This is a genomic window from Streptomyces sp. PA03-5A (assembly GCF_033792725.1).
Lineage (GTDB): Bacteria > Actinomycetota > Actinomycetes > Streptomycetales > Streptomycetaceae > Actinacidiphila.
In genome coordinates this window covers 24,392-45,075 of sequence record NZ_JARAVL010000034.1, presented here as the reverse complement: position 1 = coordinate 45,075, position 20,684 = coordinate 24,392, and the positions used below count along the sequence as shown (strand labels likewise).

Here is a 20,684-nt window from a genome sequence, read left to right as displayed (position 1 = left end):
TCATACCGGCCGAACGTACGAGCCGCGCCCCGGCACGCCGGCCCACGACACCGGCCGTTCCCCCGAACGGCCCGGCGCACCGGTGCGGTCCTCCGCCGCCGGCGGGGTAGGCGTATCGGACAGTCACCGGAGGGGAGAGGGAACATGACCGAAGACGTCGCCGGCATCGTGCGCAGGGTGGTCGCCGGATGTGCGGACGTGGCGCCGGAGGAGATCGGGCCGGACACGACCTTCGCCCGGTTGCGCCTGGGCGACCGGGCCAAGCAGCGTGCCGCCGACGCCGTCGAACGCGAGGTCGGCGTGATGCTGCTGGCCGACGAGGTCGAGCGGATGGGCACCGTGCGCGACCTCGTCGAGCACGTGGCCGGCAAGCGCGCCGAACAGGAGGCCGCGGAGGCCCCCTGACGACGGCCACGCCTCGTCTGCGGCGTGGTCGTCCCACACCGCGCACGGCACCACGTAGCTCTCGCCGAGGACCGGGAAGGCCGTGTCCCGCGGCAGGTCCGGGACGCGGGTGCGGGCGGGGCCGGCATCGGGGACGCCGCGCTGCGGCACCGCGGCATCGACACCGGCCGCCCGGCCGCGGTGGCGGAGCCGGGACCGTAAGCGCGCGCGCACGGGCTCGTGGCCGACGTCGGCCCTGCGGGTGACGGCTCCCTCGATGCCGGGAGCCTGCGTGCCTACGCGCCTCCTGAGCACGTCGCCGTCGTACGCGCGAGGGGCCGTCACGGACGGCAGGACCCTTCCGGCCTCACGCCGGGGTCCGCCCCCGGCGTGCCGGGACGTCCGGCACGGCTCAGCCCGCGTGGACGCGGATCTTCGACTGCCCGTGGCCGCGCAGCTCCCAGTCGTCCATGAAGCGGGCGCGCAGCCCGTGCCGGGCGGCCAGATCCATCAGCGTCTCGGTGCGGTAGTAGAAGTCCTCGCGCAGCACGTGGTGTTCCTTCCCCTCGGTGCGGTCGAACGTGAAGTCGAACCACCCGCCCGGGGCCAGGATCCGCGCCACGTGGGCCAGGCACTCGTCGATGACCTCCAGGGGCGAGTGGGAGAAGACGCTGTGCGCGTGGACCACGTCGAAGTGGCGGTCCGGCAGGAAGTCGAAGGTCAGGTCGTGGGTGAGCGTGAGGTACGGCAGCTTGCGCTGCAGGCCCTGCGCGGTCACGGTGCGCTTGGCGGCGATCAGGATGTCGGGGGAGATGTCGATGCCGTAGTAGTGGCCGGCGTCGAGGTGCTCGATGAGGCGCCAGCCCGCGCGCAGGTTGCCGCACCCGATGTCCAGCAGCCGGTGCCGGGGCGACAGGCCGTGCTCACGCAGGTAGTCGAACTGCATCGCGCCCAGCGCCAGCCAGCGGTCGTGGCTGCCGCTGCCGACGGCGGCCTCGGGGTCCCGCGCGGTGTCGCTGGCCATGACCGCCCGGTAGTACGCCACGTGGTCGCGGTGCCGGTGCGCGAGCCAGCGGTCCCGCGCGGCCCGGCGCGCGTACCCGGCGACCCGCGTGGGGTGCCGGAGGGCGTAGCCGACCTTGTGGGTGAGGCTCGTCCGGTCGGCCCGGAGGTTCTTCCTGGTGGCCATGGCGGGTACTCCCTCGGGGGTCACGGGGGACGCGTTCTTCGTCCCTCTCGGGAGGCTGCCACGCAGCGCCCCCGCCGTTCCCCCTCCGAACGGGTGGTACCGGTGTGCGGGGCGCCCCGGCCGGGGCGCCCCGCACGCGACGGCCCGGCGTCAGCCGGTGAGGCGGTTGATCTGGCGGAGCTTGTTGGTGGCGTCGAGGGCGGCCACCTTGTACGACTCGGCGAGGGTCGGGTAGTTGAACACGGCGTCGACCAGGTAGTCGACCGTGCCGCCGCAGCCCATCACCGCCTGGCCGATGTGCAACAGCTCGGTGGCGCCGGTGCCGAAGCAGTGGACGCCGAGCAGCGTGCGGTCCTCCGTGGACACCAGCAGCTTCAGCATGCCGTGCGAGTCGCCGATGATCTGGCCGCGGGCCAGCTCTCGGTAGCGCGAGATGCCCACCTCGAAGGGCACGTTGTCGTCGGTGAGCTGGTCCTCCGTACGGCCGACGAAGCTGATCTCCGGGATCGTGTAGATGCCGATGGGCTGCAGGCCATGCATCGCGTTCACCGGTTCGCCGCAGGCGTGGTACGCGGCGAGCCTGCCCTGCTCCATGGAGGTGGCCGCGAGCGCCGGGAAGCCGATGACGTCGCCGACGGCGTAGATGTGCGGCACGGAGGTGCGGTAGTGCTCGTCCACCGATATCCGGCCCCGCTTGTCGGCGGTCAGGCCCGCCTTGCCGAGGTCGAGGGCGTCGGTGAGGCCCTGCCGCCCGGCCGAGTACATGACGGCGTCCGCGGGGATCTTCTTCCCGCTCTGCAGGACGGTCAGCGCGCCCGTCGCATGCCGCTCCACGGCCGCCACCGTCTCGCCGAAGCGGAAGGTGACGGCGAGGTCCCGCAGGTGGTACTTGAGCGCCTCGACCACCTCGACGTCGCAGAAGTCCAGCATCCCGTCGCGCTGTTCGACCACCGTCACCTTGCTGCCCAGCGCGGCGAACATCGAGGCGTACTCGATGCCGATGACGCCGGCGCCGACGATGACCATGGAGCGCGGTACCCGGTCCAGGTTGAGCACGCTGTCGGAGTCCATCACCGTGCGGTCGTCGAACTCCACGGTCGACGGGCGGGCCGGGCGCGTCCCGGTGGCGATGACGATGTTCCCGGCGGTGACCAGCACCTCGCGGCCGGAGGGGTCCTCCACGGCGACCGTGTGGTCGTCCATGAAGCGGCCGGTCCCGGTGAGCATGGTGACGCGGTTGCGGGAGAGCTGACTGCGGATCACGTCCACCTCGCGGCTCACCACGTGCTGGGTGCGCGCGGTGAGGTCCGCGATGGTGATGTCCTCCTTGAGGCGGTAGCTCTGGCCGTACAGGTCCCGCTGGGTGAGCCCGGTCAGGTAGAGCACGGCCTCGCGTAGCGTCTTCGACGGGATGGTGCCGGAGTGGATGGAGACCCCGCCGACCATGTCGGGGCGGTCGACGACGGCGACCCGGCGGCCCAGCTTGGCCGCGGCGATGGCGGCCTTCTGGCCACCCGGGCCGGATCCGATGACGAGCAGGTCGAATTCGGTCACCGGACGAGTCTGTCAGGCCACGGCGTCCCCGGGAAAGGGCTGTCGGCGATGCGGCCGGTGGCGTCCCCGGGTCCCCGGGCACGGGTGCGGGACCCGTGCCCGGGGGCCCGCCGGGGGACGGGGCACGGGGGGCTCAGCGAGCCTGGGCGGGCGTGACGACCTCGGTGATGCCGCGGGCGGCCAGGTGCGCCGCGTCCGCTGCCCGGTCGGCGAGCACCACGGTGGGCCGTACGCCCCGGGCGGTCAGCGCGGCCCACGCCTCGAACACCTCGCCGCCGGGGGCGCATCCGGACCGGTGGGGCGCCGTCAGGGTGTCGCCCACGTCGACGACGAGCGCGGTCGTCCGCGGCCGCGGCGCGTACCCGCGGTCGCGCAGCTCCGCCACGGCGCGGGCAACGGCGGTGCCCGCCGGCTTGACCTCGCGGTCGTTGGTGAGGAGCCCGAGGGTGTACTCGAGTTCGGGGAAGTCGGCGAGGGACCGGGCGACGTCGTGCGAGCACCACCAGGTCACCCCCCACACGTCCTCGCAGTCCAGGGCGCCCGCGACGGTGGCGGTGGCGAAGGCCGCCGCGTGCTCGGGCGGCACCACCGGCGCGGGGGCGCCGACCTCCTGGAGCCAGACCGGGCGGTGGGGATCGGTGGCCCAGGCCTTCGACAGCTCGATCAGGTACGCGGCGTGGTGCTCGGTGGCCACGCCCGCGTGGCCGTGGCGCTGGGCCGTTCCGTTGAAGACCCAGGAGTGGACGGCGGTGGCGAAGCCGAGGCGGGCGGCCTGCGCGGGGGTGAAGGCGTGGTCGTCCTGGTACCAGGCGGCGTCGTACTCGGCGTGCAGGTGGAGCTTGCCGGGGGCGCCGCGCTCGCACGCGTCGAGCATCAGGCGCAGCCAGGCCTCCGCTTCGGCCGGGCCGATGGGGTCCGGGTCCGGGTGCGGCGGGCCGGAGAACTGGTTGATCTCGTTGCCCACGGTCATGCCGAGGAAGTTGGGCCGGTCGGCGAGCGCTGCGGCGAGCGTGCGCAGGTACTCGGCCTCGGCGGCGACGACGTCCGGGTCGGTGAAGATGTTCCTGCGGTGCCAGGTGGCCGTCCAGGAGGGCAGGAAGTCGAAGCTGGACAGGTGGCCCTGCAGCCCGTCCACGTTGACGTCCAGGCCGTGCTCGGCTGCGGCGTCGACCAGTGCGACCAACTGCTCCACGGCGCGCGGCCGGATCAGGGTGCGGTTGGGCTGGAACAGCGGCCACAGCGGGAAGACCCGGATGTGGTCCAGGCCGAGGCGGGCGATGGAGTCCAGATCGGCGCGGACGGCGTCGAGGTCGAAGTCGAGCCAGTGGTGGAACCAGCCCTGACTGGGCGTGTAGTTGACGCCGAAGCGCGGTGTCATGGCGGTTCCCGTGATCGTACGAGCTGGGGTGGGCGCGCGGCGGCGGAACCGGTGGTCGCGGGGCGGTCGGGGGATGTCCGTCCCGTGATCGGCGCGGCTGGGGGAGTCGCCGCCGGCGCCCACGACAAGGTGACACCGCGCTCCGGGAAAGTCAACTCGGCTCTTACGCCTACGTCTTGGGGCCTTGAAGCCACAGGTCAACGGAATGCGAGAGGAATTCGGGCGTCAGCGCTAATGCGCTTTAGGGCCGTGCCGCTCAAGCGCTTTAGTACCCGACCCTCCCAGGCTGGGGGATACTGGTCCCCGCGTCGCGCCGCCCGGGCCCGGCGCGTACGACGTCAGGCGGACGATCCGAGGGGGCCCACGATCGCGGCGCACGAGCCACCGGTGGAGCCGCCGCCCGCTGCCCGGACCGGCCGCCGCGTCCCCGCCCGGCGCCCCACGATGAAGGACATCGCCCGGCGGGCGGGCGTCTCCGAGAGCGCCGTGTCCTTCGCCCTCAACGACCGCCCCGGGGTCTCCGAGACCACCCGCAGGCGTGTGCGCCGGGTCGCCGACCAGCTCGGCTGGCGGGCCAGCACCGCCGCGCGGGCCCTGTCGGGGGAGGGCGCCGCCACCGTGGGCCTGGTGCTCGCCCGCCCGGCGAGCTCGCTGGGCATCGAGTCGTTCTTCCTCCAGCTCGTCTCGGGCATCCAGGAGGTGCTGTCGGAACGCCACCTCGGCCTGCTCTTCCGGGTGGTGGCGGACGCCGAGGAGGAGTGCGCGGTCTACCGCAGGTGGTGGGCCGAGCAGCGGGTCGACGGGGTCATCGTCGTGGACCCGCGGATCGGCGATCCCCGGCCGGTCCTCCTGGACGCCCTGGGCCTGCCCGCCGTGGTGGTCGGCGGCCGCGACGTCGACCGTGAACCGCACGAGCCGGTCCCGTACCCGGTGATCTCCACCGTCCGGGTGGACGACGCGGCCGCCATGGGCGCGATCGTCGACCACCTGGCGGGGCTGGGCCACCACCGTGTCGTCCACGTCGCGGGCCTGGCCGGCCTGGCGCACACCACGCGCCGCATCGGCTCGCTGCGGGCGGGGGCCGCGCGCCGGGGGATGTCCGGTGTCCGCTCGGTCACCACCGACTACTCCGAGGGCCAGGGCGCCGAGGCCACCCGCCTCGCGCTGGCCGGACCCGAGCCGCCCACGGCGATCATCTACGACAACGACGTGATGGCGGTCGCGGGCGCCGGTGTGGCGCTCGGCATGGGCCTGTCCGTACCGCGCGACCTGTCGGTGGTCGCCTGGGAGGACTCGGCGCTCTGCCGGGCCACGCATCCGCGCCTGACCGCCCTGGACCGCGACGCGACGGCCTTCGGGCGGCGTGCGGCGCAGGAACTGGTCTGCCTGCTCGGCGGCCGCCCGGCCCGCGACGTGGCCCAGCCGACGCCGGCACTCGTCGTCCGCGACAGCACGGCGCCGCCGCGCGGCTGAGCGGGCACTTGCCCTGGAGCGCACACCAGCTCCCAGCATGGGGGGCATGACAGCTCAGACCAGGATCGGAACCGGATTCGATGCCCGCACGACCGCGCGGGAGGTGCTGCGCGGGATCGACCTCACCGGGAAGCTCGCCGTCGTCACCGGTGGTCATGCGGGCCTCGGACGGGAGACCACACGCGCCCTCGCCGGCGCGGGCGCCCACGTCGTAGTGGCCGCCCGGCGTCCCGAAGCGGCCGGGAAGGCCCTCGCGGGGATCGGCGGGACGGAGGCCGACGCGCTCGACCTCGCCGACCTCGACAGCGTCCGCGACTTCTCCGAGCGCTTCCTCGCCTCCGGCCGCGGCATCGACCTGCTGATCGGCAACGCCGGGATCATGGCCTGCCCGGAGACGCGGGTGGGCCCGGGCTGGGAGGCGCAGTTCGCCACCAACCACCTCGGGCACCATGCCCTGGTCAACCGGCTGTGGCCGGCGCTCGCCAGGCGCGGTGGGCGCGTGGTCTCGGTGTCCTCGCAGGGCCATCAGCTTTCGGGCATCCGCTGGGACGACGTCATGTTCGAGCGCGGTTACGACAAGTGGGCGGCGTACGGGCAGGCGAAGACGGCGAACGCGCTGTTCGCCGTCGAGCTGGACCGGCTGGGCAGGGAGCGGGGTGTACGGGCGTTCTCGGTGCACCCGGGCGTGATCCTCACGGACCTGGCGCGTCACGTCCCGCTGGAGGAGAGGGTCGCCGCGGGCTGGATCGACGCGGAGGGCAACCCCGCCGATCCGGCGCTCAAGACACCGCAGCAGGGCGCGGCGACCCAGGTCTGGGCCGCCGCGTCACCGATGCTCGCCGGCAGGGGCGGTCTCTACTGCGAGGACTGCGACGTGGCGGAACGCCTGACCGAGGGCGTGGACGGGCTCACCGGAGGGGTGCGCGACCACGCCACCGACCCCGAGCAGGCCGCGCGCCTGTGGCGGCTGTCCGCGGAGCTGACCGGCATCGACGCGTTCGACGCGGGCGCCTGAACGCCCCCCGCCCCGGGCGCCTGCACGCCCCCGCCCCCCGCCCCGGGCGCCGCGCGGCCGGTCTCAGGCCGTCGCGCCCGCGGAGGGGCGGGGCCGGGCGCTGGGGCCGGGGCGGCGGTCGACCTCTTCCGGGGCGTCGACCACATGGCCCTCGTCGCAGACCAGCCGGGCCCGGACGGGCGCGCCGCAGCCGTGGTGGGTGGTCAGGAGGGAGGGCCCCTCGGGGTCGGCGAGGTACTTGTCGCCCCATTGCCGCAGGGCGGTGATCAGCGGGTACAGGTCGCGGCCCTTCTCGGTGAGCACGTACTCGGAGCGGCTCCGGGCGCCGGGCTCCCGGTACGCGCGCTGCTCGAGCAGCCCCTGGGTGACCAGGCCGTTCAGCCGGTCGGTCAGCACCGAGCGGGACACGCCCAGGTGCTCCTGGATGTCGCTGAAACGCCTGACCCCACGGGTGACCTCGCGAAGGACCAGCAGCACCCAGGAGTCGCCCACGAGGCCGATGGCGCGGCCGACGGAGCAGTTGGAGACGTCCTGGTCGAGGTATTCCATGGTCCGGATCCTACCTGAGTTCGCGGAAAGAACTCAGGGCTGGTAGCGTTCGCTGCGCAGCTAGGTTCGAAATGCGGACTCAGCTCAGGAGGGAACCGTTCATGACGAGCACGAGCGCCGCCGCGGCCAAGGCCGTGACCGTGGGTGCGACCACAGCAAGGACCACCGCGAGGACACCGGACGCGGGGGAGTCGAGGAAGCGCTGGATCGGCTTCGTCGTCGCGAGCCTCGGCCAGATGGCGATGTTCGTGAACATCACCCAGACCGTCGCGGTCCTCGCCCCGCTCCAACAGGACCTCCGGGTGTCGGGTGCGGCGTTCGTGTGGATCGCCGGCATCTACTCGATGATGGTCGCCAGCTTCGTGCTCGCCGCCGGCACCGTCGGCGACCGCTTCGGCCGTCGTCGCGTGTTCGCCCTCGGCATGCTGCTGCTCGGCGCGGGCAGCCTGGTCACCTCACTGGCCTCCGGCGCCGCGGGCGTCATCGCCGGCCAGGCCCTCATGGGCCTCGGCGGCGCCGCGATCCTGCCGAACAGCCTGTCCCTGGTGACGCACATGTTCGCCGAGCCGCACGCCCGCACCCGGGCCGTCGGCATCTGGGTCGCCGTGTCCGGCATCGGCCTCGCCTTCGGCCCCGTGGCCGCCGGGCTGATCCTGGAGCACTGGTCCTGGCACGCGGTGTTCCTGGTCAACGTGGTCCTCGCCGTCCTGGTGCTGGTCCTCACGCCCCGTTTCGTCACCGAGAGCCAGCAGGCCGGACGCCACCTCGACCCGCCGGGCCTGGTGCTCGCGGTCGCGTCCATCGGCGCGCTGAACTACGGCCTGATCGAGGGCGGCCACACCGGCTTCGGCACGGCCAAGGCGATCACGGCCTTCGCCGTCGCGGCCGCGGCGCTCGTCGTCTTCGTCGTCCACGAGGCGCGCACCCGTACGCCCATGCTGAAGCTCGGGCTCTTCCGCGGCCGCTCCTTCGCCACGGCCAACGTCGTCGCGATGATCGCCCAGTACGCCTTCGTGGCCACCGCCTTCGCCCAGGTGCTGTACTTCGAGCGGATCCGGCACGAGTCCATCCTCGACGCCGGACTCCTGCTGCTGCCGATCATGGGTTCCTACGTGCTGGTCAGCTACGTCGCCGCGGGGATCGCACGCCGGATCGGCTTCAAGGCCACCCTCGGCGCGGGCGCGGCGCTCGCCGCGGCCGGCGCGCTGCTGATGACCGCCCAGACCCCCACCGCGTCCATACCCGTGCTCGCGGTGCTGATGGCGATGTTCGGGGCCGGTGCGGGCCTGGTCCTGCCGCCGAGCACGGCCGTGGCCGTCATCAGCGTGCCGCACACCGACGGCGGCATGGCCAGCGGTACCGTCAACCTCTTCCGCCAGGTCGGCGGCACGCTCGGGGCGACCGTCACGGGCACCGTGCTGACCAGCGGCCTCGCCTCCCGGCTGCCCGGCGAACTCGCCGACCGGGGCGTCCCGTCCGGCATCGCCGACCAGGTGACCCAGGCCGTCGGCACCGGAGACCAGGGCTCCACGCTGCCGGCGGCGCTCCGCGACACCGTCACCTCGGCCGTCGGCGACGCCTTCACCGGAGCCCTGCACCTGGCCGTGCTCATCCCGGGCGTCGGCCTGGCGGTCGCCGCCGTCGCGGCCCTCGTGCTCATCGCCAACCGTCCCGCTCCGCAGGCCCACTGACCCCGCGCACGTCCAGGACGAACAGGAGAGCCACGATGACGGAGACGACCGACCCCGCCCTCGACCCGGAGGCCGCCGGAGCCTTCCTGCGCGCCGTCGGGCTGCGCTTCGACGCGATCAGCGCGCAGGAGGTCACCGCCCACCTGGAGGTCACCGAGGACCACCACACCCCGTGGGGGATCACCCACGGCGGCCTCCACACCACCGTCATCGAGAGCGTGGCGAGCGTCGGCGCCTCCCACGCGGTGCGCTCCGAGGGCCGGTTCGCCGTCGGTGTGAGCAACCAGACCGACTTCCTGCTCCCGTACGTCAAGGGCCGCCTCGAGGTCCGCGGCACACCCCTGCAGCAGGGCCGGAGCCTGCAGCTGTGGCTGGTGGTGATCACGGACGCCGAGGGCCGGACCGTCGCCCGTGGGCAGGTGCGGCTGTTCAACCGGTCCCTGCCCGGTCAGTGACCCCGGGCAGGGACCGGCGACGTCAGACCGCCGGGCGGAGCTCCTGCGTGCAGCACTTGATGCCCCCGCCGGCCTTGTGGAACTCCGTGAGGTCGACGGGGACGGGCACGTAGCCCCGCCCGGCGAGCTGCTCGACCAGCCCCGCCGCCGCGGGCGCCACGAACACGTGCCGCCCGTCCGACACCGAGTTGAGGCCGAACGCCAGCGCGTCGTCCACGGTGGCGACGACCGCGTCCGGGAACATCCGGCGCAGCACCTCACGGCTGCCGGGGGAGAAGGCCTCCGGGTAGTACGCGATGTTCGCCTCGCCGCCGCCCGCCCCGTCGTCCAGGACGAACAGCGCGGTGTCCAGGTGGTAGAAGCGCGGGTCCGTCAACCGCAGGCCGATCGTCGGCACGCCGAAGAACTCCTGCACCTCGTGGTGCGCCGCCCGGACCGTGCGGAAGCCCGTACCCGCCAGGACGAACCCGCCGACCGGCACCAGGTCGCCCTCGCCCTCGCAGACCGACTCCGGGCGGTGCACCTCGAAACCCGCCGCCTTGAACCAGGCCGCGTACTCGTCGGCCTCCGGGCGCCGCTCGGGCGCGTGGAAGGAGGAGCCGAACACCCGCCCCTCCACCACCAGCGCCGAGTTGGCGGCGAACACCATGTCGGGCAGCCCCGCGACCGGCCCGACGCACTCCACCGTGTGGCCGTGCTCCCGGTAGGCCCGCACCAGCGCGGCCCACTGCTCCCGGGCGAGCGCGGTGTCGACCCGCACGCCCTCACGCATCCAGGGGTTGATCGCGTAGCGCACGTCGAAGTGGTCGGGCGGGCAGACCAGGTAACGCCGGGGGCGGGCCACACGGTTCTCGGGCACGGCGAACTCCTCCGCTTCCTGCGGGACGGCCAGGGGATGACTCAACGGTAGGAACCGCAGCCCGCGGGCGACAAGATCGGGACGCTGCGCACAGGCGCAGCGATGCTGCGTCGAAGGGCCCGTCAGCGCAGGTCCGTTGCGCTTTCCGCGGCGGACCGCCCCGCCCCCGCCTCCGGGCTCTCCGGCAGCAGGTGCGACAGCACCATGTAGCTGATCGTCTTCCGGATGAAGGGCTCGGTCCTGATCCGCTCCAGGACCTCCTCGAAGTGCTCGACGTCGGTGGCCCGGACGTGCAGCAGGGCGTCCGCGCCGCCCGTCACCGTCATGGCCGCCGTGATCTCCGGGTGGTTCCTGACCACCTCGGCCAGCCGCCGGGGCGGCGCCGCGCCCTCGCAGTACACCTCCACGTACGCCTCCGTGCGCCAGCCCAGCGCGGCGGGCCGGACGGTGGCGGTGAAACCCGTGATGATCCCGGACTCGCGCAGCCGGTCCACCCGCCGCTTGACGGCCGTCGCCGACAGGCCGATGTCCGCGCCGATCTCCGCGAAGCTCGTCCTGGCGTTCAGGATCAGGGCCGCGACGATCTTGCGGTCGAGCTCGTCGAACGGCACGGGTCTGTGGACCATGCCCGGTGCTCCTTCCCTCAGCCGTCCTGCTGGGCCGCGACCAGGGCGTCGCCGGTCTCCGTCCGGTAGTAGAGCACGGAACGCCCCGCGCGCCGCCGCCGCACCAGACGGGCGTCGAGCAGCACCCTCAGATGACGCCCCACCGAGCCCAGTCCCTGACCGGTCAGGGCCACCAGCTGCGTCGTGCTCATCGGCGTCGCGAGCAGCACCAGGACCGCGGCCCGCGCCGGACCGAGCAGCGGGCCCAGGGCCTCGGGGACCCGCTGCCGCCCCGCCTCGGCCAGCGCCCCCGAGCACGGGTACACCACCGCGTACCGTACGTGCTCGTCCCAGGACACCCACCCGGTGCGCGGGGTGACGGGCACGAACATCAGCCGGGCGCCCGACAGGTCGCGCGGCGGGTACTCCCGCGTGTTGATCTGCAACCGGCCCTCACCGAGCCAGCGCATCCCCCGGCGCATGTCGTCCAGCGCCTCCGCCCAGCCGCCGCGGCCCAACTGGGCGGTACGCGCCACGATGTCGGCCTCGATGACCCGCCGGCGGCGCGGCCAGTCCGGCAGCACCGTGTGCGTCCACACCCAGGCGACGACGTCCGCCGCACGCTCCGGCAGGTCCGCGCGGCGCAGCCGTTCGGGGAGCGGTCTGCCCAGCGACACCGCCAGATGCTCACGGGCGGCCTCCGGCGAGGTCTCCCGGATCCGCCTCAGCTCCTCCTCGAATCCCGGACTGCCCTCGCCGCTGGGCGTGGGCGTCAGGAAGTCCGCGTTCCAGGTGCGCCCCAGGGCGGCGCGCACCAGCAGCCCGGTCACCGGGTCGGCGGCCAGCCGCTCGCGGTACGCCGCCAAATGAACGTCGAGCCAGGCGCGCTCCCCGGGGTGCGCGGCCGTGCCCCGGTCGAGCAGCTTCAGTGCCGCGATGGTCTCGGCCAGTGGGGAGACGACGAAACGGCTCGCCACCAGCGTCTCCGCGTCGACCAGCCACCAGCCCATGCGCCGCCCTCCTCACCTTTCGCGTCTGCGCGAAACATTAACCGCCCTGTGCGCCGCCGCCGAGACTCAGGTCCATGCGCACTTACCAAGAACTCTTCCGCACACGGGAGTTCACCCCGTTGTTCGTGGTCTCCACCGGACAGGTCGCGGCGCAGACGGTGAGCGGGCTGGCCCTGAGCACCCTGGTCTACGACGCCACGGGCTCGCCGCTGCTGTCCGCCGTCGCCATGTTCGGCCCGTCCCTCGCGCAGGTGGTGGGCGCGACGACGCTGCTGTCGGCGGCCGACCGGCTGCCGCCGCGTGCCGCGCTCACGGCGGTCGCCCTGCTCTTCGCCCTGGGCACCGCTGTTCTGGCCGTCCCCGGTCTGCCGATGTGGGCCGTCTTCGTCATCCTGCCCGTCGAGGGCCTGGTGGCGTCACTGGGCGGCGGAGTGCGCTACGGACTGCTCCACGAGATCCTGCCCAAGGGCGGCTTCCTGCTGGGCCGTTCCGTGCTGAACATGGCGACCGGCACCATGCAGATCTGCGGCTTCGCCGCCGGCGGCCTGCTGCTGGCCGCACTCTCCCCCCGCGGGGTCCTGCTCGCCGGCGCGGCGCTCTACCTCGCGGCCGCGGCCGCCGCCCTGACCGGACTGCGCCCCAGGCCCCCGCGCGCGGGCGGCCGCCCCTCGGCGGCCGAGACCTGGCGGACCAACGTACTCCTGTGGTCCGCCCGGCCCCGCCGCTACGTGTACCTCGCGCTCTGGGTGCCCAACGGCCTGATCGTCGGCTGCGAGTCGCTCTTCGTGCCCTACGCGCCCGACCACGCCGGGCTGCTGCTGGCCGCCGCGGCCTGCGGCATGCTCGCCGGCGACACGACGGCCGGCCGGTTCGTCCCGCCGTGGTGGCGCGAACGTGCCGGCGCCGCGCTGCGACTGCTGCTCGCGGCCCCCTACCTGCTCTTCGCGCTGCACCCGGGCCTGCCCCTGGCGGCGGCCGTCGTCGCCGTCGCCTCCGTCGGCTACGCGGCGAGCCTGCTGCTGCAGGAGCGTCTGATGGCCCTCACCCCGGACGAACTGAGCGGTCACGCCCTCGGACTGCACTCCTCGGGCATGCTCGCCTGCCAGGGCCTGGGCGCCGCGCTCGCCGGTGCCGTCGCCCAGCACACCTCCCCGGCCACCGCGATGACGGTCATGGCCGCGGTCTCCGTCGCCGTCTCCTTGGCGCTGGCCCCGGGCCTGCGCCCGGGCCCCGCGGACGCCGTCACCGCCGCCGCGCCCGCCCCTGCGTCCCGTCGTCCAGTCCCGTGACCCGCATCGTGATGTTCAGCCGGCCGGAGGCGAGACCGGTGGCCGGGTCACCCGTGCCCGGGTGGACCTTCGGCACGGCGTGGTAGGCGAAGCGGGACGGGCCGCCGAAGACGAACAGGTCGCCGGAGGCGAGCTCCAGGTCCGTGTAGGGGCGGTTGCGGTTCTCGGTGTTGCCGAAGCGGAACACACAGGTGTCGCCGATGGTCAGCGATACGACGGGGGCGGCGCTGCGCTCGTCCTTGTCCTGGTGCATGCCGAGCTTGGCGTCGCCGTCGTAGAAGTTGATCAGCGCGGTGTCCGGGGTGTAGCCGTCACCCGCCGCGGGGTCCTCGTACGCCTCGACCAGGGCGCGGCGGCCCAGGTCCACCAGCCAGTCGGGGAAGGGGGCCACCCGGGCGCCGTTCACGTCGTCCGCGGTACGGGTGTAGCGGTAGGGCTGCCAGTGCCAGCCGATGCACACCGTGCGCACCGACATCACCCCGCCGCGGGGGAGGCGGGTGTGCCGGATCGGGACCGGGCCCATGGCCCAGGCACGGCACGCGACGACCAGCTCCCGCTGCTGGTCCAGGGTGAGCCAGCCCGGCACGTGCACCGCGCCCGGTGCCACCTGCAGCCGGGGGCGCGGGATGAGCGCGCTCACCGGGCGCCGCCCGTCCCCGGGGCGGCCGCGGTCACCCAGCCCCGGTCCACGCGCCAGGTCCCGCCGTCGGCGGCCGCGCCGCGCAGGCCCTGGAGCGTCTCCGCGCCCGCGGCGGCCACCACGCGCGCGTCGCCGAGGGAGGCGAAGCCGTACGTACGGGCCGGGTCCCACGGTGTGCTGTGCCGCAGACGCCGGGCCAGCTGCGCCCACCCGGCGGGCGCCGCGGCCACCACCCAGGCGTCCGGCGCCGGCGCGGTCAGCCGCCCGGCGGCCCGCAACCAGGACGCGGCCCGTTCGGGCCAGTCCACGACGGTCACCACGGTGCCGCCCGACGCGCGCCACGCCGCGGCGAAGGCCCCTGCGGCGGTACGAGAGGCGGCGTCCCGGCTGTGACCGACGGCGACAGCGCGCGGGCGGGGGCGGGCGTCACCGAGCAGGCCGAGCAGGGCGGTGAGCTCCGAGCCGGTGTGCGGCCGCGGCGCCGGCACGCCGTCGAGCACGGCGATCCCCTCGGGCGTGACCAGCGGCGAGGCCGGTGCCGCGGCGGGTGCGTCGGGGTAGATCATGGCGTTCCGCTCCCTCGGTGTCGCCTTCCATTGTCGGTACCGTCCGGGCAGGCAGCGGGCGCAGGGCCGGTGGCCCGCGGCGACCGCCGTCGCTTCGTCCGCGAAGAACACCCGCTCCCGCACGTATCCGCCGCGGGCGATCGCTCGCAGGGCGGCCGGGCAGTCGAGGCGGCCGTACAGCCGGCCGCGCCGGTGCCCGCCGAGCGTCCCCGGGACAGCGCTGCGGTACGGCTGCCCGTCCGGGCCGGTCAGCACGTACGTGGTCACGCCGCGTCGTGGAAGACCAGGCCCAGGGTGTGGCGGCGGCCGGCGCGTACGGTGCTCACCCCGTGCCGCATCGGGCCGGCGGACCAGCCGCGGGCCGAGCGTACGGGCCGGTCGCGGGTGGTGAAGACCAGCGCGTGGCCCTGGGGGAGGGTGGTGGACGAGCCCCGGGTCTGCGCCCGCGGCCGCTGCTCCGTCATCAGGAACTCGCCGCCGGTGTAGTCCTCGCCGGGGGCGTCGAGCCCGATCACGACCTGGAGCGGGAAGACGAGGTCCCCGTACAGGTCGCGGTGGAGCGCGTTCCAGTCGCCCGCGCCGTAGCGCAGCAGGATCGGGGTCGGCCGCGTCTGGCCGGCGGCGTGGCACACGTCCAGCCACGCGTCGAGGGTGTCCGGCCAGGGCGCGGGCTGCCCGAGCCGGGCCGCCCAGTCGCGGGCGATCGGCAGCAGCCGCGGGTAGAAGGCCGCCCTCAGGGCCCGCACCGGCTCCGGGACGGGGTACGCGAAGTAGCGGTACTGGCCCGAGCCGAAGCGGTGCCGTGCCATGTCGACGGTCGAGCGGAACCGCCCGGTCTCGTCGTAGAGCGCGGCGACGGCCCGGCACTCTGCGGGGGAGAGGACCGGACGGGCCGTCAGGGCGCTCCCGTGGGCGTCGAGTCCGGCGGCGAGCGCGGGCCAGTCCATGGCGTCGACCCGCTCGGGCAGGGGTGTCGTGGGGGGTGCGGCGGTGGTGGTCATGGCCGTCGTCCTCACGCCGTACCGTGCCCGGCCTCGAGGTCCAGCAGCAGCCGCTTGCGCTCCACCCCGCCCGCGTAGCCGGTGATCGCGCCCTTGGCGCCGAGCACGCGGTGGCAGGGACGGACGACGAGCAGCGGATTGCGGCCGATCGCGGTGCCGACCGCGCGCGACGAGGTCCGGGGGATGCCCATCGCGTCGGCGACGTCCGCGTAGGTCAGCGTGGTGCCGTAGCCGATGGTCTCCAGGGCCTTCCACACCTGCTGCTGGAAGGCGGTGCCGGCGGTGGTGAACTCGATGTCGAAGTCGGTCAGTTCGCCGGCGAAGTACGCCCGCAGCTGGCGGGCGATCTCGGTGAACGCGGCGTCGTCGGCACGCGCGCCGTCCACCAGGTCCGCCGCGAGGACGCCGCCCTTCTGGTCCGGCACGGACAGCGAGGAGAGCGCAGTGCCGCCGTGAGCGGTGGGCGACTCCTCGCCGACCAGCAGCAGTTCGCCCAGCGGGCTGTCGAGCGTCGTGTAGACCGTCATCGGTCTTTCCCTTTCCTCGCACTTTCAGTGACATTTACGATTCTGCGGTGGTTCATCACCGATGTCCGGCGGGAATCGGACGTCGCATTCCCGCTGCCTCCCGGTCAACCGGCGCCCCACAGCAGGTGCATCGCGTAGGTGCGCCACGGCCGCCAGCCCTCGGCGTCCTCCAGCGGCACACCGGCACGCGCGGCCCCCGCGCGCACGGCGACGTCGCCCTCCAGCAGCACGTCGGGATCGCCCAGGGCGCGCATCCGGATGTAGCCGGCCGTCCACGGTCCGATGCCGCGCAGCGCGAGCAGGTCCTTCTCCGCGCCGTCCCGGTCCGCGCCCGGGTCGAGGACGACCTCGCCGGCGGCGAGGGCGCGGGCCAGGCCGCGCAGCGTCTCCCGCCGGGCCTGCGGCATCCCGACCGCCTCCAGCGACGCCCCGGCGAGGGTGTCTGCGTCGGGGAACAGATGCGTCAGGCCACCGCTCGGCGCCGCCAGCGGCTCACCGTGGGCGGCGACCAGGGCCGCGCCGAGCCGGCGTCCCGCCGCCACGGAGACCTGCTGCCCCAGCACCGCCCGCACCGCCAGTTCGTGCGGGTCCGCCGCCCCGGGAGCGCGCAGCCCGGGGCGGGGGCGGGCCAGGGCCCCCATCGACGGGTCCGCGGACAGCCGTTCCGCGACCGCGTAGGGATCGGCGTCCAGGTCGAACAGGCGCCGCACCCGCTGTGTCCCGGTGGTCAGGTCGCGCAGCCCGGTCAGGTGCAGCCGGCACTCGAGCCAGTCACCGCCCCTGCCGGGCGCCGCCTCCTCGACCTCGGCGACCGCGGGCCCGTGCGGCAGTCGCAGGGTGCGCCGGTAGACGCGCCGGCCGCGGGTCCCCGTGATCTCCTCGACGCCGGTGATCGCGCGGGCCGCCAGGTAGTCGAAGACCTGCCCGGTGTCGTACGGCCCCCGGTAGGCCAGCCGCAGCGGCACCCCGGCGGCGGCGTCGGCGACCGCGTGCCGGGCGGGGCGCGCCTGCCGCAGCACGGTCGGCGTGAGCGCGTACACCTCGCGGACGGTGTCGTTGAACTGCCGTACGCTCGCGAAACCGGCCGCGAAGGCGATCTCCGCGGCCTGCAGGTCCGTGGTCTGCAGCAGGATCCGGGCGGTGTGCGCCCGCTGCGCACGCGCGAGGGCGATCGGTCCCGCCCCCACCTCGGCGTTGAGCTGCCGTTGCACCTGCCGCGCGCTGTACCCGAGCCGTGCGGCCAGCCCCGCGACGCCTTCCCGGTCGACGACGCCGTCGCCGATCAGCCGCATCGCACGGCCCACCACGTCGGCCCGCGCGTTCCACGCCGCGGACCCGGGCACCGCGTCCGGACGGCACCTCCGGCAGGCCCGGAAACCGCCCCCCTGGGCGGCCGCCGCCGTCCGGAAGAAGCGGACGTTGCGCCGCTTGGGCGTGACCGCCGGGCAACTCGGGCGGCAGTAGATCCCCGTCGTCGTCACCGCGAAGAAGAACTCGCCGTCGAAGCGCGCGTCGCGGCTGCACACCGCCTCGCACCTGCTGTCCTCGTCGGTCGCGTCGTTCGTCACCCCTCCACTGTGCGGCATCGCGGGGGCGGAACGCTGGCGGGATTCGGACGTCGCGTTCCGGGCGTGGCCCGCCCGGCACGGCCGTGCGGGGGCGGGTCGCCTCGGTGATCCTGAAGGGGTGACAGCCGGCTCCGCCCCGCGGGACCTCGCCGGCCGGGAGGCTCCCGGCACGGGACGCGCCAACTACACGGGCGCCGTCTACGGGTCGCTGCTGGCCGCCTCGGTGGTGGCCGGGGCCGGCTCGGCGGGGCCGTACCCGCGCCTGCAACTGGTGCTGCTGCTGATCTGCACCGGCCTGGTGTTCTGGGCCGCCCACGTCTACGCGGGCTTCGTCGGCGACCGGTTGCGCGGGGGGAGGGTCACCTGGCACGAGATCCGCCAGGTGTGCGTCCGCGAGTGGCCGATCGTGCAGGCCGCGCTGCTGCCCGCGACGGCGGTCGCGGTGAGCCCCCTGCTGGGGCTCGGGCTGGAGGGCGCGGCCTGGCTGGCCCTGGCCATAGCCGTCGTCCAGCAGGTCGTGTGGGCCAGTGCGGCCGTCATCCGGGTGGGCGCCTCCCGCTGGGCGGTGGTGTCGGTGGGGATCGTGAACCTGGTGCTGGGCCTGGTCATCGTGGCGGCGAAGGTCGCGCTCCAGCACTGAGGGCCGGTGCGTCGTTCATGCATTATGGGGCGGTTTGCATTGTTTCCTGTGGGGGACGTGTGCCCTGAGGGGAGTGATCGCGCATGGCCCGCCACCCGCAGACCGGCGTCAGCAAGCCGACCGAGCTCCCCCAGGAGTCCTGGCGCGTGGTGCTCCGGCGCACGGTGAAGGAGTTCTGGGCGGACCACCTGACCGACTGGGCCGCGGCGCTGACCTACTACGCCGTCCTGTCGGTCTTCCCCGCCCTCCTCGTCATGGTCTCGGTCGTCGGTCTGCTGGGCGGCCCCAGCGTCAAGCCCCTGATCGTCAACGCGAGCGGACTCGCGCCCGGACCGGTGCGCGACACGCTGACCGGTGTGCTCGGGCAGTTGCAGCACGGCGCCGGCCGCGGGGGACTCGCCCTCGCGGTCGGCATCGCGGTCGCCGTGTGGTCGTCCTCCGCCTACGTGGCGACCTTCATGAGGGCCGCCAACGCCCTCTACGACATCGACGAGGGCAGGCCCGTGTGGAAGACCCTGGCCGCCCGATTCGTCATTCCCGTGGTGTTGTTGGTGGTGACGGCGCTCATCGCGCTCGGCGTGGTCCTCACCGGAGCCCTGGCCCGCAGAACGGGTCAGGTGCTGGGAGTCGGCGACCCCGCGCTCGGCGTGTGGGGGATCGCCAAATGGCCCGTGATGCTCGTGCTGTTCAGCCTGGTCCTCGCGCTGCTGTACTGGGCCGCGCCCAACGTAAAGCACGGCGGCTTCCGATGGGTGAGCCCCGGCAGCATTGTGGCCGTGGCCATCTGGGCCGCCGCCTCCGCCCTCTTCAGCTTTTACGTGTCCAACTTCAGCAACTACAACCGGCTCTACGGCAGCCTGGCGGCGATCATCGTCTTCCTCGTCTGGTTGTGGATCTCGAACATCGCCGTCCTCCTCGGGCTGGAGTTCAACGCCGAGCTCGAACGGGCGCGGGCACGGCCGGACGGAGGCCCGGACGACGGTCCGGACGAGACGGTGCCCAAGGCCGAGCCGGAGGACACCGAGCGGCTGCACGCCGACGAAGGGCGATGACGGGACGGCGCCACGGCCGCCGCGCCGTCGCGGCCGTGGACCGTCACGGCCGTGAGCCGACGCCGGTCGCGACCTCATGGAGCCGGCTGCCGGCCCCGCCCGGTGCCAGTGGGGCGGTGGAGGTGTCGCCCGCGCCCTCGCGCAGACCCGCGAGGAACTCCTCGATCGCCTGCGTGGCGGTGTGGCGGGGCTCCCAGCCCAGCTCGCGGCGGGCCCGCGCGGTGTTCATCAGCGGCAGTCTGACGACGGCGTCGAACAGGCCGGGCGACGACGGCACCAGGTGCAGCCGCCACGCCCCGGCCAGCGCCGCCCGCACCGCGCCCCGCGGCATGCGGACGACCTGCGCCCCGAGCAGCGTGGCGAGTTCACCCGCGTCCAGCGGTGGATCGGCCGCCAGGTTGAAGGCGCCGCGCACGGGACGGTGCAGCGCCGCCCGGTAGGCCTCGGCCGCGTCGTCGGAGTGCAGCGCCTGGAAGCGCAGACCGCGCAGGTCGGGGACGACCGGCACCAGGCGGGGCCGTACGAGCCGGTTCGGCAGGAACGGCCCGGCGAACAGCCTGCGTTGCTGAGCCGCGGACTCCCGTTTGAAGATGAAGCCCGGCCGCATGCGCACCACGCGCAGCCGCGGGTTCTCCCGCTCGAAGGTGTCGAGGTAGCGCTCGACGTACGCCTTCTCCCGGCAGTACGCGGCCCCCGGCCAGCCGTGCGTGGGCCACGACTCGTCGACCGGGTAGCGCTTCGGGCCGGGCGAGTACGCCGCCACCGACGAGGCGTGCACCAGGGCCGGCACACCGGCCGCCGCGGCCGCCTCGAAGACGCGGATGCTGCCCAGGACGTTGGTGCGCCACGTGATCGCGGGGTCGTGGGTGGGCTGCAGGAGCCAGGCCAGGTGCACGACGGCGTCGGCACCGCGGAAGTGCTCCACCAGGCGCGTCCTGTCGTCGCCCAGGTCGGCGTGCACCCACGAGGTACGGGCGGGCTGCCAGTCCTCGGGGATCCTGCGGGCGATGCCGACGATCTCGGCCACCGCCGGGTCCTCGCCGAGCGCCCGCACCAGGCTCGTCCCGACGTTTCCGGTCGCCCCTACGACGACGACGCGCAGGCCGCCGCCGCTCCCGGGCGTGGAGTCGTCCATCACGTTCCTCGCCTCCCTGGGGCCGCCGCGAGCGCCCGGGCACCGCACGGTGCCGGACCGCGCTGCCCGGCGTGACGGCGGCCTCGTCCGACGTGCCTCGGTCT

Annotated in this window: 21 protein-coding genes; 8 read left to right on the top strand and 13 right to left on the bottom strand. The window is 74.2% G+C overall.

Translation table 11 applies throughout. The features are described 5' to 3' along the window. Nucleotides 1-144 precede the first annotated feature (144 nt). A complete protein-coding gene (locus tag PV410_RS33770) occupies nucleotides 145-405 on the top strand; it encodes an acyl carrier protein (RefSeq protein WP_500329626.1) in 261 nt (86 codons plus the stop codon). A 391-nt stretch (nucleotides 406-796) separates the two neighbouring features. On the opposite strand, the gene PV410_RS33765 is transcribed toward PV410_RS33770, so the two are convergent. From PV410_RS33765 to PV410_RS33755, 3 genes are all read right to left on the bottom strand, one after another. Then, complete coding sequence (locus PV410_RS33765; RefSeq protein WP_500329625.1) at nucleotides 797-1,573, bottom strand: class I SAM-dependent DNA methyltransferase; 777 nt, start codon at nucleotides 1,571-1,573, stop codon at nucleotides 797-799. Between the two features lie 150 nt (nucleotides 1,574-1,723). Continuing rightward, complete coding sequence (gene sthA, locus PV410_RS33760) at nucleotides 1,724-3,127, bottom strand: Si-specific NAD(P)(+) transhydrogenase (RefSeq protein ID WP_499509511.1); 1,404 nt, start codon at nucleotides 3,125-3,127, stop codon at nucleotides 1,724-1,726. Between the two features lie 133 nt (nucleotides 3,128-3,260). Beyond that, nucleotides 3,261-4,505 carry a glycoside hydrolase 5 family protein gene (locus tag PV410_RS33755; protein ID WP_500329623.1) on the bottom strand — a complete coding sequence of 415 codons (1,245 nt, stop codon included), beginning with the start codon at nucleotides 4,503-4,505 and terminating at the stop codon, nucleotides 3,261-3,263. A 444-nt stretch (nucleotides 4,506-4,949) separates the two neighbouring features. Here PV410_RS33755 and PV410_RS33750 point away from each other — a divergent pair, with 444 nt between their 5' ends. After that, nucleotides 4,950-5,978, top strand: a complete 1,029-nt coding sequence (locus PV410_RS33750; RefSeq protein ID WP_500329733.1) for a LacI family DNA-binding transcriptional regulator — start codon at nucleotides 4,950-4,952, stop codon at nucleotides 5,976-5,978. Nucleotides 5,979-6,024: 46 nt separating this feature from the next. Then, on the top strand, nucleotides 6,025-6,993 hold the full coding sequence (locus tag PV410_RS33745; RefSeq protein ID WP_500329621.1) for an SDR family NAD(P)-dependent oxidoreductase: 969 nt from the start codon (nucleotides 6,025-6,027) through the stop codon (nucleotides 6,991-6,993). A gap of 63 nt (nucleotides 6,994-7,056) precedes the next feature. On the opposite strand, the gene PV410_RS33740 is transcribed toward PV410_RS33745, so the two are convergent. After that, nucleotides 7,057-7,542 (bottom strand): winged helix-turn-helix transcriptional regulator, encoded by a 486-nt coding sequence (locus PV410_RS33740; protein WP_500329619.1) that lies wholly within the window; start codon nucleotides 7,540-7,542, stop codon nucleotides 7,057-7,059. 101 nt (nucleotides 7,543-7,643) lie between these two features. On the opposite strand from PV410_RS33740, the gene PV410_RS33735 reads away from it, so the two are divergent. Beyond that, on the top strand, nucleotides 7,644-9,233 hold the full coding sequence (locus PV410_RS33735; protein WP_500329617.1) for an MFS transporter: 1,590 nt from the start codon (nucleotides 7,644-7,646) through the stop codon (nucleotides 9,231-9,233). Between the two features lie 35 nt (nucleotides 9,234-9,268). Next, complete coding sequence (locus PV410_RS33730) at nucleotides 9,269-9,688, top strand: PaaI family thioesterase (RefSeq protein ID WP_500329616.1); 420 nt, start codon at nucleotides 9,269-9,271, stop codon at nucleotides 9,686-9,688. A gap of 22 nt (nucleotides 9,689-9,710) precedes the next feature. On the opposite strand, the gene ddaH is transcribed toward PV410_RS33730, so the two are convergent. The 3 genes from ddaH to PV410_RS33715 form a co-directional block, all read right to left on the bottom strand. Further along, nucleotides 9,711-10,547 (bottom strand): dimethylargininase, encoded by an 837-nt coding sequence (gene ddaH, locus PV410_RS33725; protein WP_500329614.1) that lies wholly within the window; start codon nucleotides 10,545-10,547, stop codon nucleotides 9,711-9,713. Nucleotides 10,548-10,669: 122 nt separating this feature from the next. Further along, nucleotides 10,670-11,173, bottom strand: a complete 504-nt coding sequence (locus tag PV410_RS33720; RefSeq protein WP_500329612.1) for an Lrp/AsnC family transcriptional regulator — start codon at nucleotides 11,171-11,173, stop codon at nucleotides 10,670-10,672. 17 nt (nucleotides 11,174-11,190) lie between these two features. After that, the gene (locus PV410_RS33715) at nucleotides 11,191-12,162 is read right to left on the bottom strand and encodes a transcriptional regulator (protein WP_500329611.1); all 972 of its coding nucleotides are present in this window, start codon (nucleotides 12,160-12,162) and stop codon (nucleotides 11,191-11,193) included. Nucleotides 12,163-12,236: 74 nt separating this feature from the next. On the opposite strand from PV410_RS33715, the gene PV410_RS33710 reads away from it, so the two are divergent. After that, on the top strand, nucleotides 12,237-13,451 hold the full coding sequence (locus tag PV410_RS33710) for an MFS transporter (RefSeq protein WP_500329609.1): 1,215 nt from the start codon (nucleotides 12,237-12,239) through the stop codon (nucleotides 13,449-13,451). On the opposite strand, the gene PV410_RS33705 is transcribed toward PV410_RS33710, so the two are convergent. The 5 genes from PV410_RS33705 to PV410_RS33685 all read right to left on the bottom strand — a co-directional run bounded on the left by PV410_RS33705 (nucleotide 13,405) and on the right by PV410_RS33685 (nucleotide 17,771). Next, nucleotides 13,405-14,091 carry an alpha-ketoglutarate-dependent dioxygenase AlkB family protein gene (locus tag PV410_RS33705; protein ID WP_500329607.1) on the bottom strand — a complete coding sequence of 229 codons (687 nt, stop codon included), beginning with the start codon at nucleotides 14,089-14,091 and terminating at the stop codon, nucleotides 13,405-13,407. The two genes, PV410_RS33710 and PV410_RS33705, sit on opposite strands and share 47 nt — an antisense overlap. Further along, nucleotides 14,088-14,924: a hypothetical protein gene (locus PV410_RS33700; RefSeq protein ID WP_500329605.1), complete on the bottom strand. Its 837-nt coding sequence runs from the start codon at nucleotides 14,922-14,924 to the stop codon at nucleotides 14,088-14,090. Before PV410_RS33700 ends, PV410_RS33705 begins: the two co-directional genes overlap by 4 nt. Next, a complete protein-coding gene (locus PV410_RS33695) occupies nucleotides 14,921-15,658 on the bottom strand; it encodes a 2OG-Fe(II) oxygenase (protein ID WP_500329604.1) in 738 nt (245 codons plus the stop codon). The genes PV410_RS33700 and PV410_RS33695 overlap by 4 nt, the downstream gene beginning before the upstream one ends. An 11-nt stretch (nucleotides 15,659-15,669) precedes the next feature. Next, nucleotides 15,670-16,185, bottom strand: coding sequence for a methylated-DNA--[protein]-cysteine S-methyltransferase (locus tag PV410_RS33690; protein ID WP_500329603.1), 516 nt, complete (start codon nucleotides 16,183-16,185; stop codon nucleotides 15,670-15,672). Between the two features lie 104 nt (nucleotides 16,186-16,289). After that, on the bottom strand, nucleotides 16,290-17,771 hold the full coding sequence (locus PV410_RS33685; protein ID WP_500329601.1) for an AlkA N-terminal domain-containing protein: 1,482 nt from the start codon (nucleotides 17,769-17,771) through the stop codon (nucleotides 16,290-16,292). A 100-nt stretch (nucleotides 17,772-17,871) separates the two neighbouring features. Here PV410_RS33685 and PV410_RS33680 point away from each other — a divergent pair, with 100 nt between their 5' ends. Beyond that, complete coding sequence (locus PV410_RS33680; protein ID WP_500329599.1) at nucleotides 17,872-18,393, top strand: hypothetical protein; 522 nt, start codon at nucleotides 17,872-17,874, stop codon at nucleotides 18,391-18,393. An 83-nt stretch (nucleotides 18,394-18,476) separates the two neighbouring features. Continuing rightward, nucleotides 18,477-19,445 (top strand): YihY/virulence factor BrkB family protein, encoded by a 969-nt coding sequence (locus tag PV410_RS33675; protein ID WP_500329597.1) that lies wholly within the window; start codon nucleotides 18,477-18,479, stop codon nucleotides 19,443-19,445. Nucleotides 19,446-19,488: 43 nt separating this feature from the next. On the opposite strand, the gene PV410_RS33670 is transcribed toward PV410_RS33675, so the two are convergent. Beyond that, nucleotides 19,489-20,580, bottom strand: coding sequence for an NAD-dependent epimerase/dehydratase family protein (locus PV410_RS33670; protein WP_500329595.1), 1,092 nt, complete (start codon nucleotides 20,578-20,580; stop codon nucleotides 19,489-19,491). Between the last annotated feature and the right edge of the window lie 104 nt (nucleotides 20,581-20,684).